This window comes from Isoptericola sp. NPDC058082 (genome assembly GCF_042885055.1).
Taxonomy (GTDB): domain Bacteria; phylum Actinomycetota; class Actinomycetes; order Actinomycetales; family Cellulomonadaceae; genus Isoptericola.
Window position 1 is genome coordinate 252,980 of sequence record NZ_JBHVSQ010000002.1, and the last position, 13,853, is coordinate 266,832.

At 76.0% G+C, this 13,853-nt stretch carries 12 protein-coding genes; 4 read left to right on the top strand and 8 right to left on the bottom strand.

Annotation, left to right across the window (positions count from 1 at the left end; translation table 11 throughout):
• Window positions 1-244 precede the first annotated feature (244 nt).
• The 3 genes from ACFVS0_RS04135 to ACFVS0_RS04145 all read right to left on the bottom strand — a co-directional run bounded on the left by ACFVS0_RS04135 (window position 245) and on the right by ACFVS0_RS04145 (window position 5,412).
• On the bottom strand, window positions 245-1,366 hold the full coding sequence (locus ACFVS0_RS04135) for a DUF4190 domain-containing protein (RefSeq protein ID WP_430587239.1): 1,122 nt from the start codon (window positions 1,364-1,366) through the stop codon (window positions 245-247).
• Window positions 1,367-1,585: 219 nt separating this feature from the next.
• Entirely contained in the window at window positions 1,586-4,636 is a 3,051-nt protein-coding gene (locus tag ACFVS0_RS04140) for an endo-1,4-beta-xylanase (RefSeq protein ID WP_430587240.1), read from the bottom strand.
• A 131-nt stretch (window positions 4,637-4,767) separates the two neighbouring features.
• Window positions 4,768-5,412: a DUF4190 domain-containing protein gene (locus tag ACFVS0_RS04145; protein ID WP_430587241.1), complete on the bottom strand. Its 645-nt coding sequence runs from the start codon at window positions 5,410-5,412 to the stop codon at window positions 4,768-4,770.
• A gap of 201 nt (window positions 5,413-5,613) precedes the next feature.
• Between ACFVS0_RS04145 and lhgO the strand changes: the two genes are divergently transcribed.
• Together lhgO and ACFVS0_RS04155 are read left to right on the top strand one after the other, a co-directional pair.
• Window positions 5,614-6,825, top strand: a complete 1,212-nt coding sequence (lhgO, locus tag ACFVS0_RS04150) for an L-2-hydroxyglutarate oxidase (RefSeq protein WP_430587242.1) — start codon at window positions 5,614-5,616, stop codon at window positions 6,823-6,825.
• 22 nt (window positions 6,826-6,847) lie between these two features.
• Complete coding sequence (locus ACFVS0_RS04155; protein WP_430587243.1) at window positions 6,848-7,489, top strand: phosphatase PAP2 family protein; 642 nt, start codon at window positions 6,848-6,850, stop codon at window positions 7,487-7,489.
• On the opposite strand, the gene ACFVS0_RS04160 is transcribed toward ACFVS0_RS04155, so the two are convergent.
• Window positions 7,456-8,631, bottom strand: a complete 1,176-nt coding sequence (locus ACFVS0_RS04160; protein WP_430587244.1) for a nucleotidyltransferase family protein — start codon at window positions 8,629-8,631, stop codon at window positions 7,456-7,458. The genes ACFVS0_RS04155 and ACFVS0_RS04160 overlap by 34 nt on opposite strands.
• A 138-nt stretch (window positions 8,632-8,769) precedes the next feature.
• Here ACFVS0_RS04160 and ACFVS0_RS04165 point away from each other — a divergent pair, with 138 nt between their 5' ends.
• Window positions 8,770-10,659 carry an ABC transporter ATP-binding protein gene (locus tag ACFVS0_RS04165; protein ID WP_430587245.1) on the top strand — a complete coding sequence of 630 codons (1,890 nt, stop codon included), beginning with the start codon at window positions 8,770-8,772 and terminating at the stop codon, window positions 10,657-10,659.
• On the opposite strand, the gene ACFVS0_RS04170 is transcribed toward ACFVS0_RS04165, so the two are convergent.
• From ACFVS0_RS04170 to ACFVS0_RS04185, 4 genes are all read right to left on the bottom strand, one after another.
• On the bottom strand, window positions 10,590-11,567 hold the full coding sequence (locus tag ACFVS0_RS04170) for a hypothetical protein (protein ID WP_430587246.1): 978 nt from the start codon (window positions 11,565-11,567) through the stop codon (window positions 10,590-10,592). The two genes, ACFVS0_RS04165 and ACFVS0_RS04170, sit on opposite strands and share 70 nt — an antisense overlap.
• A gap of 1 nt (window position 11,568) precedes the next feature.
• Window positions 11,569-12,009 (bottom strand): lasso peptide biosynthesis B2 protein, encoded by a 441-nt coding sequence (locus tag ACFVS0_RS04175; RefSeq protein WP_430584621.1) that lies wholly within the window; start codon window positions 12,007-12,009, stop codon window positions 11,569-11,571.
• Entirely contained in the window at window positions 12,006-13,160 is a 1,155-nt protein-coding gene (locus ACFVS0_RS04180; protein WP_430587247.1) for an asparagine synthase-related protein, read from the bottom strand. Before ACFVS0_RS04180 ends, ACFVS0_RS04175 begins: the two co-directional genes overlap by 4 nt.
• A gap of 107 nt (window positions 13,161-13,267) precedes the next feature.
• The gene (locus ACFVS0_RS04185) at window positions 13,268-13,381 is read right to left on the bottom strand and encodes a lasso RiPP family leader peptide-containing protein (RefSeq protein WP_176168750.1); all 114 of its coding nucleotides are present in this window, start codon (window positions 13,379-13,381) and stop codon (window positions 13,268-13,270) included.
• Between the two features lie 211 nt (window positions 13,382-13,592).
• On the opposite strand from ACFVS0_RS04185, the gene ACFVS0_RS04190 reads away from it, so the two are divergent.
• Complete coding sequence (locus tag ACFVS0_RS04190; RefSeq protein ID WP_430587248.1) at window positions 13,593-13,850, top strand: PqqD family protein; 258 nt, start codon at window positions 13,593-13,595, stop codon at window positions 13,848-13,850.
• The last annotated feature ends 3 nt before the right edge of the window (window positions 13,851-13,853 follow it).

Here is a 13,853-nt window from a genome sequence, read left to right on the forward strand (position 1 = left end):
GGGACGCACGGGGTTCTGGGGTCACTGGGCCTCGGAACGGTGCGACCGGCGGGGTGCCGGGCGTGCCGCACCAGACTACGCCGACCCTCCGACGTCGCCCCGCGAGGCAGCACGGACCCTGCCGAGGTAGTACTACCTCGCGGGATCTCGTACTACCTCGCGGAGAGCCGTACTACCTCGCGGAGACCGGTACTACCTCGGCAGATGCGGGACCACCACGCGGTCTCGGCGCTGTGTCTCGGAGTCAGCTCCCCGGGATGCGGCTGGTGAGGTCCTCGGGGAGCTGGTCGAGGATGCCGTCGGGCAGGCGGTCCAGGAGGTCCTCGCAGGAGACGGGGTCGCCCGCCTGGCACTGGCCGCCGAGCTCCTGGAGCTGGTCCGCGTCGCCGAGGGTGCCGGCGAGGTCCTGCAGGTCACCGAAGGAGAGGTCGCCGGTGAGCCCGCCGAGCAGCAGGTCGGGGACGGACAGGTCCGTCTGCGTGAGCTGCTCCGCCTCGTCCAGAGCCTGCTGGATGTCGTCGCCGTAGGTGTTCCAGAGCCACAGCCCGGCGATGACCACGAGCGCCGTGAACACGACCTGGATCGAGCCGAACGCGATGCCGGTCTTGGCCATGCCCCGCCCGCCCGAGCGACGGCGACGGGTCCGGTCCAGGCCGATGCCGCCCAGGATGATCGCGAGCACGCCCAGCAGCGGCACGACGAAACCGAGGATGCCGGTGACCAGCGCCGCCACTGCCGTCGGTTCCGTGCCGCGCCGCGCGGGTTCGGGGGCGGCACGGCCCGGGCCCGCGGGTCCCCCGTGCGCGGGCGCGGGAGCCGCGCCCCACGGCGTCGGGGCGTCCGCGCGCTGCGGAGCCGGCTGCGGCGCCGGGGCGGCGGGCTGCTGCGGCGCCGGGCGGGCCGGCGGCGCGTGCGGGGCGGGCGTCGCGCCCGGCGCCGACAGCGACCCGACCGGACGCGAGGACGTGCGCCGCGGCGGCGCGGCGTCCGGCAGCACCGCCGTGCCGTCGTCGTACCCGCCGTGTGCCTGCGTCGGCGGCAGCACCTGCGTGCCGTCGTCGTACCCGCCGTGCGCCTGCGTCGGCGGCAGCACCTGCGTGCCGTCGTCGTACCCGCCCCACCCCTGGGTCTGCGGCAGCACCGCCGTCCCGTCGACGTACCCGCCGAACTCGTGCGCGGACGGCAGCACGGTCGTGCCCTCGTCGTACCCGCCCGTCGGCTGCGCGGCCGGCAGCACCGTCGTGCCCTCGCCGCCTCGCGACCCGATCGCCTGGGTCGGGGGCAGCACGCCGGTGCCGTCCTCGCGCGGTGGGATCGCCTGGGTGGGCGGTGCGTCGTGGGGGTCGTACCCGCGCGGGTGGCTCATGGTCCTCCTGGGTCGTGGTCGGCGTCATGGTCGACGTCATGGTCGACGTCACGGTCGGCCTCGGCGTCGTGGACGGTCCGGGCCCTGCGTCCGGTCCGCGATGCTACCCACCCGCGGCGGCCGTGCGGGGGTCCCGACCGGCGTCTTCGCCGGACCCCCACACGACCGGCAGCCGGCGGCCCCACCTGCGCGGGCGGGGCCGCCGGCCGGCGCGCGGGACTACCTCCGCACGGCGGTGACCGGCGCCGAGACCGCCGTGACGTCGTCCAGCCCGCGGGCGTGCGCCGTCACCTCGACGCTCACCTCGTGCCCGACGTCCGCCCCGCCGACGCGGTAGGTGGAGCCCGCGACGGAGAGGAGCACCTCCGGCTCGGCCGTCCCGCGCAGCACCTGACCGGTGAGGTCGAGCAGGCGCGCGAGGTCGGTCAGGGCGCCGAGGGGCCGGCGCACGGGCTCGCCGTCGCGCAGCCACCGGTACGTGTACCGCACCCGCTCGCCGCCGGGCGCGGTCCACTCCCCCGGGTCGGCCACGAGGACGGCGCCGGGCGCGGTGCCCTTCCGGTCGTCGGGGACGACGGCCGGGGCCACGACGTTCACCAGCCCCTCGGGCTCGGGCTGCACCGCCGCCACGAGCCTCCCGACGCCCCACCGGGCGGTGGACTGGTAGCCCGTGCCGGTGGGGTCGGCCCAGTCGCGCACCGCGGTGCGCGCGCCGGCCGTGCCGTCGTTGACCTGGAAGTCGAGCCCGTGGAAGGTGCCCGCGCCCCCGGTGCCGAGCAGGTCGACCGCCGCCTCGACGACGTATCCGCCGTCCACCGTCGCGGTGGCCGACGTCAGGCGGGCGGCCTGCGCGGCCTCGTCGCCGGTGCCGAACGACGTGACGTTCTCGGCGCTGATGCGGATCTGCGTGTCGACGTCCCGGTAGGAGCCGTTCTTGGCGTTGCCGGCGTCGAGGAAGATCTCGACCGAGTCCTGCACCCACGGGTCGGAGCCGCTGACGTCCACGGTCGGGTCGGCGACCTCCGCGAGCACGTACAGCGTGTCGCCGGACCAGAGCGTGCGCACGGTCGCCGTGGCGCCGCCCTCGCCCTCGATCTGCCGGTCGGTGGTCACCGCGGACGCGTCGGCCCACGCCTCGTCCACCGTGCCGTCGACCTGCGGCGGCGTCGCCGCCTCGGCCACCTCGAGGTAGCTCAGCTCCTCCAGGAGGGTGAGGGTGCCGAGCGAGCCCGGGGTGTTCCAGCCCGACGTCGTCGCACCGTCGGCGACCTGGACGTCGAGGCCCGCGGTGTCGCCCTGGGCTGCGCCCGCCAGCGGCAGGTGCGCGACGACGACGTATCCGCCGTCGACCGCCTCGACCACGGCCGCCGCGTCGTCCGGCCCGGTCACCGTGCCGTCCCGCCCGACGGTGGTCGTCGCGCCGTCGACGTCGAAGGTCACGGCGTCGTCGCCTCCGGTGCCCACCGTCCCGTCCGTCACCCGCACCTGCGCGGTGAGGTGGTCGGGCGCCCAGCGGAGCTGGAAGTCGGCCACGACCTCGCCGCTGCCGTCCGCCGTGACGGTGTGCCGCGGGAGGCGGTCCCACACGGCCGACGACGCGGCGTCGGCGTCGAGCGGCACGTCGCCGGCGAAGACGCGGGCCGCCTTGAGGCGCGGCGGGACGTCGCCGTCGACGGCGCCGACGTAGGCCGGCTTGGCCTGCCGGTCGCGGTCGAAGAGCAGCGGGGCGCCGCTGTCCGCGCGCCACGACCGGTCGTCGGTGAGGCCCCAGACGGTGACGGAGTACAGGTCCTGCGCGTGCTCGCGGAACATGCGGAAGGCGTCTCGGTACCAGTACCCCTGCTCGACGAGGTTCGCCTGGGTCTCGGGGGTGCCGGTCGTGACGTCGAGCTCGGTGACCGCCTGCGTGACGGGCAGGTCGGCGAACCGCTCGACGGCCGCCTCGAGCTGGCCCACCGGCATCGACAGCGAGACGTGGAACTGGTGGCCCACGCCGTCCACCGGCACGCCGCGGGCGAGGAGCCGCTCGACGAGCGCCAGGTAGCGGTCCTGCTTGCCCGACTGCTCGGTGTTGTAGTCGTTGATGAACAGCGCCACCGGCCGGTCGGCGCCCTCGGCCGCGTAGGTGTGGTTGAACGCCTCGTCGGCGTACCCGAACGCGAGGTCGATGAAGTCCTCGCCGAGGATCCGGTACCACTCGCTGCGTCGCAGGCCGTCGTCCGGGTCGCTCGTCGCGCCGTCGTTCACCACCTCGTTGACGACGTCGAAGGCCGTGAGCGGGTTGTCGCCGCCGAACTGCCCGTACCGCTCCGCGAGCCAGCCGGCCACCGAGAAGACGTGGGTGCGCAGCCGCTCGCGCAGCACCGCCCGGTCGGCGTCGGACGTCGTCAGCGGCGTGCCGTCCTCGGCCTGGAAGAACCACTCCGGCGTCTGCGAGTGCCACACGAGCACGTGCCCGTACACGCGCAGGTCGTGCTCGGCGGCGTAGTCCATCAGCGCCACAGCCTGCGGGTCGGGGCGGAACGTGCGGTCGTCGGCGTACCAGGCCTCGGGCTTCATGTGGTTCTCGGCCGTGATCTGGTCGAAGTGGCGCAGCAGCAGCTCGGAGGCGTCGCCCGTGGTCTCGCGCTGGTCGATCGCCACCCCGACGGGGAAGTCCACCGTCTCCTTGACGCCGGTGAGGTCCTGCACCGGCGGGGACGTGCGCTCGCCGCCCGTGACGACGAGGTCGTCCACGAGGAACGACGGGTGCGCGCCGCCGACCGGCGCCGCCTCGACGTAGAGCTGGGCCGCGGTGAGGTCGGCCGGCATCGTGTAGGTGCCGCCGACGCGCACCCAGCCGTCGGCGGTCGCGTCGACGGCGCCGCCCACCCAGGTGTAGGCGTCCCCGCCGGCCGAGGTCTCCTGGACCGTGAAGTGCACCGCCGCGCTGCCCGCCGTCCCCGCCGGGAGCTTCACCCAGGCCTCGACGTCGTAGTCGCCGCCGGCGGCGAACAGGCCGCCGACGGCGGTGGCCGGGCCGTTCCACTCGGCCGTCCGCCCGGTGACGGACAGCGCCCCGGCGCCCGTCCGCGCGTCGTCCGAGATCTCGAGCGTGACCGCGCCCCGCGGGCCCCACGGGTCGTAGGACGTGTCGAAATCGTTTTCGAGAACGACGGAGTCGTCCCCCGCCGCCATGCTCGCGCCCACGACGCCGGTCACCACCGCGCCGCTCGCCATCACCGCCGCGGCCGCCGTACCGGCGACCGCCCGTCTCACCCGCTGCCTCATCGTCGCTCCCTCGCGATCGGTGGGCCCTGGCGACGGCTCGGCCGGCGCCCGGGGCCGACGGCGCGTCCGCGCGCCGTCGGGCACACCGTAGGGCGCCGACGACATTAAGGGCAACGGCTGAACGAAACTTCCTACCGCGCGACCAGGAGGGGCAGCGCCATCGACACGTCGAACGACTCGAAGTCGCTCGGGTCGAGCTGGGAGACCAGCGCGACCGCGAAGACGAGCACCAGGACCCACACGACGACGCCGACCGCGCCGAGCACGATGCCGGCGATCGCCAGGCCCTTGCCCTGCTGACCCGTGCGGTTGATCCGCGACAGGCCGATGATCCCCAGCACGATCGGCACCACCGCCAGGCCGAGGATGCCCGTGACCAGCGCCGCGATCGACCACCCGTCCGTCCCCGCCGACGGCGCGTACGGCTGGGCATACGGCTGGGCATACGGCTGGGCATACGGCTGCGCGTACGGCTGCTGCGGGGAGGGCTGCGCGTACGGCTGGGCCGGGGGCTGCTGCTGGTACGGCTGCTGCGGATATCCCGGGGGCTGCTGCTGCGGATACCCCGGCGGCGGCTGCTGCACCCCGGGCTGGTTCGGGTCGGGGGGCGGGGCGGCCCCCGGCGACGGGGTGGCTCCCGACGGCGGGGGCTCCGCGGGCTGCCGGTACGGGTCCGGGGGCGCGGGCGGTCCCACCCCGTCGGGCCGCGCGTCCGCACCGGGTTCGCCCGGCCGCGGCTCGTCGGGGCCCGGCTGCGTGCCGTCGTCGTGAGTCATGGGTTCCTCCTCGTCGGCGAGGCGCGACGGCCGGGCCGGCCGCCCCCGCTCCTCCCACTATGCCGGAGGACGCGGGCGCAGGCGGGTTCACCTCACCGTTCACCCTGGGGACCCCTCCCCGCAGCGCACCGGGACTGCCATCCTGAGAGCGGCGGGCCCGGCCAGGGACCAGGCCCGCCACCACCGTCCGGAGGAGGCAGCATGCGGGTCGTCGTCGTCGGGGGCGGGATCATCGGGCTCGCGACGGCCGCACGGCTCGCCCGCCGCGGCGACGACGTGACCGTCCTCGAGAAGGAGCACGAGCTCTCGTGCCACCAGACGGGCCGCAACTCGGGCGTCATCCACTCCGGCCTGTACTACGCGCCGGGCAGCCTCAAGGCGCGGCTCGGCACCGCGGGGGCCGCGTCCATGACGCAGTTCGCCGCCGAGCACGACGTACCCGTCGCCGTGACCGGGAAGCTCGTCGTGGCGACCGACGCCGGCGAGCGCGACCGGCTGCGCGCCCTCGCCGAGCGCGGCACCGCCAACGGGGTGCCCGTGCGCGAGCTGGACCCCGTCGAGGCGCGCGAGCACGAGCCCGAGATCGCGTGCGTCGGGGCGCTGCGGGTGGAGACGACGGGCGTCGTCGACTACCGCGCCGTGTGCGCCGTCCTCGCACGGCAGGTCGCCGAGGCCGGCGGCGCCGTCCTGCTCGGCCGCGCGCTGCGCGGCGCCCGCACGGTGGGCACGCAGGTGCGGGTCGACGTCGAGGAGGTCGGCGAGCACGCCGGGTTCGAGCTCGTCGCCGACGCCCTCGTCGTATGCGGCGGCCTGCACGCCGACCGGCTGGCGCAGGCCTGCGGCGTCGACCCCGGGGCCCGCATCGTGCCGTTCCGCGGCGAGTACTTCGACCTCGCCCCGCGCGCCGCCGACCGCGTGCGCGGCCTGGTCTACCCCGTGCCCGACCCGCGGTTCCCGTTCCTGGGCGTGCACCTCACGCGGGGCGTGCACGGCGACGTGCACGCCGGGCCCAACGCCGTCCTCGCCCTCGCCCGCGAGGGCTACCGGCGGCGCGACGTCGCCTGGCGCGACGTCGTCGACGCCGCCTCCTGGCCCGGCCTCTGGCGGCTCGCCGGGCGCAACCTCGTGCCCGGCGCAGCCGAGGTGGCCCGCTCCGTGTCGCGCACGCTGTTCGCCGCCTCCGTCGCGCGGTTGCTGCCCGGCACCACCGCCGACGACCTGCACCCCGCCCCCGCCGGCGTCCGCGCGCAGGCGCTGCACCGCGACGGGCGGCTGGTGGACGACTTCCTCGTGCGCACCGCGCCCCGGCAGGTGCACGTGATCAACGCGCCCTCGCCCGCCGCCACCGCGTCGCTGGAGATCGCGCGGCACGTCGAGGCGGAGCTGGACCGCACCATGGCGGCCATCGGGTGACGCGCCCGGGACGGCGGGCCGGGTGACCGACCGGCGACGCCGCGGCCCGGTCGCGCTCGCCGTGTCCGCCACGTCGGCCGGCCTGCTCGCCGCGCTCTTCGCGCTGGCGGTGCTGACCGAGCCGGGACAGCGCGCGGACGTCGCGGGTCTCGCGCTCCTGACCGCGCCCGAGCCGATCGTCGCCGGCGCAGCGCGTCTGGTGCGCGCGCTCCTGCCGGTCGTCGCGGCGGGCGTCCTCGTCGCGGTCCTCGTCGTGGCGGTGCGGCGGCGAGCGGGCGGGCGCGCCCTCGTCGTGGGCGGTCTCCCGCTCCTCGTCCTCGGCCTGGCGACCGTCCTGCGGGACGTCGTCCTGCCCCGGCCCTTCCTGGGTGCCCACGGCTACCTCCACAACACCTTCCCGAGCGCCCACACGGCGACGCTCGCGGCCTCGTGCGTCGCCGTGGTCCTCCTGCTCGGTCGCCGCCCGGGCGGGTGGGTGACGGCGACGCTCGCGACCTCCGTGCTCCTGGCCGCGTGGGCCAACGTCGCGACCCAGGCGCACCGGCCCAGCGACGTCGTGGGAGCCCTGCTGCTGGTCGGGGTCGTCGCGCCGTGGGCGGTGCTGGCGAGCCGGCCGGGCTCGCGAGACGGTCAGCCGTCCCCCGAGTCGACGAACCGGAGGTAGTCCTCCCGGGCCCGCGCGTCCGGGACGTCGAGGCGCAGCGCCTTCTCCCCGGCGTCGGGCAGCCCCCGCCGGAGCGCACGCTCGATCCGGCGTTGCGCGACGGCGTGCCCCACCAGGGCCGTCGCCGTCCTCCATGCCCCCGGCCGGGCGGCGGCGTAGAGCCGGCCGCCGCGGTGCGGGTCGCCGGGCAGGTCGGGGACGCCGCGGCGGCGGTCGAGCGCGGCGGCGGCGCCCCGCAGCGCGCTCGGTGCCCGCAGCCCCGTGCCACCCATCGACCCACCGCCCGGGCCACCGAGCACCCGCGCGGCGCGGTCGACGACGAGCGCCACCGGCGCATCGATCCGCATGGCCCGGGCACGCGGGCCGACCTCCTGCCGCGCGCCGTCGCACGCCGCGACGGCGCCGGCGATGTCGACGAGCCACAGGAGCCGCCCCGCACCCGCCTGAGCCGCGTGGAACGCCAGCACCAGGACCGAGTCGACCGGGTCGAACGTCGGGACGTCCCGTCCGCCGCCCAGCGCCACCGTGCGGCGCCGGGCGATCATCGCCTCGGGGTCGGTGCGGAAGCTGCGACGCAGCCCGTGCGGCACGGCGAAGTCCCAGTGCAGGTCGAGGTGCACGCCGAGAGGCCCGCGCATCGCGTACTCAGCGCGCCGCTCGCGCGCCATGAGGGGCCAGTTGCGGTCGACCCCCGTGCAGCCTGCCGCGTCCAGCGCCTCGACCGCCGCCCGGAAGCCTGCCCGCGGCACGTACAGGTCGAGGTCGTAGTACTCCCGCATGTCCGGCGAGGGCCAGAGCGCGGCCGCCGCCGGCCCCTTGGCCACCACCCACGGCACCCCGGCGCGGTCGAGCGCCGCACCCAGGACGGCCAGCTCGGCGAGCGCCCCCAGATGGCGCACCACCTGCTCGTCGCGAGCGCGCCGCAGCGGCGCACGCCACGGCTCGGGGCAGTCCGGGCGGCCCGCGACGTGCTTCGCCACCGCGGGCAGGATCCGGTGGTCCTGGGCGGCGTCGGCCAGGAGCTCGAGCCGTATGCCGTCGAGGGGGACGGGCGTGGCGCGTGGCGGCGGACGATCGGAGGGCGCGACGGAGTCGAGCAGGATCTGCGCCAGCGGGCGGCGCACCGTCGGTCGTGCCCCCATCCCGGCAGGATAGGGAGCGCTCGGCGACGGTGGGGCGTCGGCAGCGGGCGAATTCTCGCCCGGACCGTCCTCCTGCCGCCCCGGCGCGGCTAGCGTGTGTGAGGCCGGGCCAGGCCCCGGCGGAGGACGGAGCGGTCGGTGGCAGACAGCGCGGTGGGCGGGACGCCGGAGAGCGACGAGCGCAGGGGACGCCGCCTGCTGCGCCTGCTCGGCGGCTCCTTGCAGGTGTCCTGGCGCGCGAGCCGGCCCCTGTTCGTCGCGATGCTGGTCCTCCAGGTCCTCGTCGCGGGAGCGCTGGCAGGCCAGGTGCTCGTCGTCTCCGCACTCCTCGAGGTGCTGCTCGCGCTCGCCGACGGCACGAGCGGCGTCGCGGCGGTCACCGGACCGGTCCTCGCCCTGGCCGCCCTGACCGGTCTCGCCTCGGTCGCCGGCGGGCTCCAGGCCTCGGCACGCCGGGTGCTCGGCGAGCACGTGGCGCGACTGATGGCCGAGGACGTGCAGGAGGTCGCGACGAGCGTCCCGCTCGAGCACTTCGAGTCACCTGCCTTCTACGACCGTCTGCAGCGGGTCCGCGTCAACGCGCTCTCGAGGCCCTTCCAGGTCACCCAGGGGATGTTCGACCTCCTCGGGTCGTCGATCGCCACGGTCGGCGTGGGCGCCGCGCTGGTCGCGCTGCACCCCGTGCTGCTCCCGCTGCTCGCGCTCGGCGGCCTGCCCCTGCTGGTCACGGGCCGACGCGAGGGCAGGCTGGAGTTCGCGTTCAAGGTGGCGCAGACGACCAACGAGCGCGAGCGCATCTACACCAACTACGTGCAGAGCAGCCGGGACGAGGCCAAGGAGATCCGCGCCTTCCAGTCGGCCCCGTGGCTGCAGGCGCGCTACCGCGAGCTGTACGGCACGTACCTGGCCGACCTCGCCCGCCACGTGCGGCGCCGGGCGCTGACGAACGGCGCGGGCAACCTCGCCGCGGCCGTCGTGCTCGCGGGCGTGCTGCTGGTGCTGGCCTGGCTCATCACGCGCGGCGAGGTGACGTTCTCCGAGGCGGGGGCCGCCGTGGTCGCGGTCCGGATGCTCCAGGGGCAGATCCAGGGCATCTTCGGCGGCGTCCAGCAGATCTTCGAGTCGGGGCTGTTCCTCGACGACGTGCACGCGTTCCTCACCGACGGGCGGGCCGCGGCGCGCGCGGCCACCGGGAGCGAGGAGCCGCCGGCCGCCTTCCCGGGCGTCTTCGCCCGTGGTGTCTCCTTCACCTACCCGGGCTCGCGGCGACCGGCGCTGCGCGACGTGGACCTCGCGCTGCGCCCCGGCGAGGTCGTGGCCCTGGTGGGCGCCAACGGCTCCGGCAAGACCACCCTCGCCAAGCTCCTCGGCGGCCTGTACGAGCCGACGTCGGGCACCGTCCTGTGGGGCGACCGGCCGCTGTCCGGGATGCGCGGCGCGGCCGTGCGCCCCCAGGTGGCGGTGATCTTCCAGGACTTCGTCCACTACGCGTACACGGCCACGTGGAACATCGCCCTCGGCCGACCCGACGTCCCGGTCGACCACGAGCGGGTACGGCGTGCGGCCCGGGTCGCCGGCGTGGACGCCGCGCTCGCCGGCCTGCCCGACGGCTACGAGTCGCGGCTGTCGCGCATGTTCCCCGGCGGCACGGAGCTCTCCGGCGGCCAGTGGCAGCGGGTCGCGATCGCCCGGGCCTTCTACCGGGACGCGGCGCTCGTCATCCTCGACGAGCCGACCGCCGCGATGGACCCGCTCGCGGAGCACGACCTGTTCTCGTCGCTGCGGGCCACGCTCGACGGGCGGACCGCGCTCTTCGTGTCGCACCGCTTCTCCACCGTGCGCTCGGCGGACCGCATCGTCGTGCTCGACGACGGCGTGGTGGTCGAGCAGGGCTCGCACGACGAGCTGATGGCCCTCGACGGCGCCTACGCGGAGATGTTCACGGTCCAGGCCCGGTCCTACCTGGACGCCGCGTCGGCCCCGACCAACGGGCGCGCCGAGGCCTCGCCCACCGACCGGAGGACCTGAGCGCCCAGCCCCGGCGCGAACGGCGGCCCCCACGGGACGTCCGCCACCAGCACGGGGACGGTGCGGGCGACGTCGGCGAGGTGGCGCAGGTGGGCGCTCTGCACGCGCTCGTCCAGCCAGCCGTGCAGCCGCGGGTAGTGCAACAGCTCGAAGAGCGCCGCGGTGCCGGTCCGTCGGCGCACGACGAGCTCCCCGCCGGCACGGTCGGGCTGCGGCACGACGATCGCGCGCAGCGGGTGGCGGTCGCGCGCTCCGGCGCCGAGCTGCAGCACGTGGCGGGCGTCGGCGCTCACGCGGCGCCCGGGCACCCGCGCGGCGAACCGCTCGGCCAGCGTGTCGGCACCCTTGCGCAGCCGTACCTCCGTGGCACCCAGCCGGGCCGCGAAGCCGTCGTCGCCGCGGTCCAGGCGCAGCACGTCGTCGGTGACGAGGGCGGCCCCCTCCGCGCACAGCAAGGTCGCCATCGTCGATTTGCCCATGCCCGAGTAACCGACGAACGCCACCACGCCGTCGTCGTCCTCCACCGCGCTCGCGTGCAGCACCGCCTCGCCGCGCAGGTACAGCTGGAACGCGAGCATCCCGCCGGTGGTGAGCACCCGGCTCAGCCCGGGGTCGACGCCGTCCGCCTCCCGCAGCACGACGTGGCGCAGGTCGGCCGACACCTCGAAGTCGCACGCCTCGTGGAACCGGAGCAGGTAGCCGTCGGCGCCCAGGTCCCAGGCCGTGTACCAGGGGTCCCCGGCCAGCTCGTGGTGCAGGACCGGCCGCCCGTCGGGGGCGGTGCGCTGGTCGGTGCCCGGGCCGGCGGCGACCACGACGTCGGCCTGGGCCGCGCCCTCCTCCGCCCGGTCCTGGTGCAGGTCGAAGGGCGCCTCCACGATCAGGCCGTACAGCAGCTGGCGGTCCATGTCACGCTCCCTGGGTGGGGACCGCGAGCGGCCGGAAGCCCGTGCCGCGGTCCAGGTCGAGGTCCTTGTCGTCGATGCGCAGCCAGGCGTGCGCCCGCACGACGCCACCCGCCTTGGCGACGCCCAGCACGAGCGCGGGACGACGGTGGCGCAGCAGCCGGCCGGCGAGGATCGCCGAGCGCAGGCAGGTGCCGTTCACGCCGGGCAGCCGCAGCACCCGCCGCAGGACGCGGAGCCGCCGCCGTTCCGCGTCGTCCAGCACGCCGGGGTCGAGGTCGCCGGACGCAGGCTCGGCGGACGCCAGCAGGGTGAGGTCGTACCGCCGGGCGACGCGCGCCACGTCCCACCGCCGCAGCCGGCGCTCGAGCAGCAGCAGGGCGCCCAGGAGCCGGAGCGCCAGCGGGACGGCGCTCACCCGGCGCCACACCCCGGACGGGGTCACCGGACCGGCTCCGCCCCGACGGACGCCAGCCACGCCTGCTGCAGCAGCAGGCTCGTCGGACCGGGCGGGAAGCCGGACAGCCACGCGGCGCGGAGCCCGTCGACGTCGACCAGCGCGGCGTCGACGCCGTCCCCGCCCCACCGGCGGGCGAAGTCGCGCGTCGCGCTGCCCAGGTACGCGCGGTTGAACGACGCCTTGTCGGACCGGGCGCACACGGCGTCCGGCAGCAGCGTGCCGAAGACGGCGCGCATGCCCGCGGTGCGGTCGGGGAAGCCCCACGGGTGAGCCGCGCCGAGCGCCCCGAGGAAGTCGTCGTCCAGCAGCGGGTGGGCGAGCACGACGTCGTGGTCGGCGGCCACCTGACCGAACGTGTCCAGGAAGACCCGGCTCGCGCGCCTCCGGCGCAGCCAGCGCAGGCCGCGTGCGTACGACAGCGGCTCGGCCGCGGCGTCGCGCGCGATCTCGTCGGCGAGCCGAGCCGTCGTCTCGCGCCCGAGCCAGGTGAGCGCCGCCGTGCTGCGCGCCGCGGCGGTGCGCTCGCGCCACCGCCGCGCGGGCAGCAGCGAGTCCAGGGCGGCCCGGCGGGGGGTCCCCGCCCTCCCCCGGCCGCGCGCGACCCTCTGCAGAGCCCGGGAGCGGCGGTCGCCGAGCACCTCGTCGCCGCCCTCCCCCGTCAGCACCACATGCCCTCGCAGCTCGCGCAGCATCGCGTCCTTCACGTGCATGGTGGCGGGGAAGAGCAGCCCCCGGCGCACCAGGCTCTCCCGCGCCGCGTCGCCCAGCAGGTCGTTCTCGCCTCCGACGTCGATCCGCCGCCACGTGGAGAGCCCGAGGTGCCGCACGACCGACTCCTGCCACGCGGACTCGTCCGCCTCCGCGACCCCGGGGTAGCGGAACGTCACGGGCACCGGGTCGGGGTTCCCGTCCTCGCGGGCGACGGCAGTCGCGACGGCGAGCACGGCGGACGAGTCCCGACCGCCCGAGAAGGTGACGGCCACCGGGCGCCCGCCGGAGGCGCGCCGCACGGACGACTTGATCGCCTCCAGCGGTCTCCCGACCTCGCGGGGCGTCGTCGGCACGGGGTCGGGCACCAGCCCGGGCAGCCAGCACGCGGCGACCTCGAAGGCCGTCGGGCGGTAGAAGGACGTCATCGTCGTTCCAGGCTGCTCGGGGGGACGCTGCGGGGAGGACTCGGAGGACACCGGAGGTGCCGGCCGTTCCGACGTCGGAACGACCGGCACCCTGTCCCTGAGTGGGTTCAGGACGCCTTGCCCTTGTGGAACAGGTCGCCGTCGTAGTCGAAGGCGAACTGCTGCTCGAGCGTGACGTCCTTGACCGAGCCCACCTCGGTGATGCGCGGTGCTTCGTACATCGGAGCACTCCCCTCTCCTCGTTCGTGCAGGACGCGCCCAACGTCGCGCCGCGAGCAACGACCGGTCAAGGACTTCGGGCCGAAGTCACCCCGCACCCGGACGCCTTTCACCCGACGCCGGGTGAAACCTCCGTCCCGCCCCCACCCCGGGCCCTGGATCGGCCTATCCTCGGGGCGGCACGACGGGAGAACCGCGACGAGAGGCACGGCGATGAGGCTGCGCGAGGACGGCGTCACCTGGCAGGAGATCGACGGCGAGCTGGTCATCCTCGACCTCGCGTCGTCCACGTACCTCACGACCAACGGCTCCGGCGCCTTCACGGCGAAGCTGCTGCAGGAGGACCGCACCACCGGCGACCTCGCGGACGCGCTCGCCGCCGAGTACGACATCCCCGCCGACGTCGCGCGGCGCGACGCCGAGGCCTTCGTGGACGCGCTCCGCGACCGCGGCCTGCTCGTCGAGGAGTGAGCG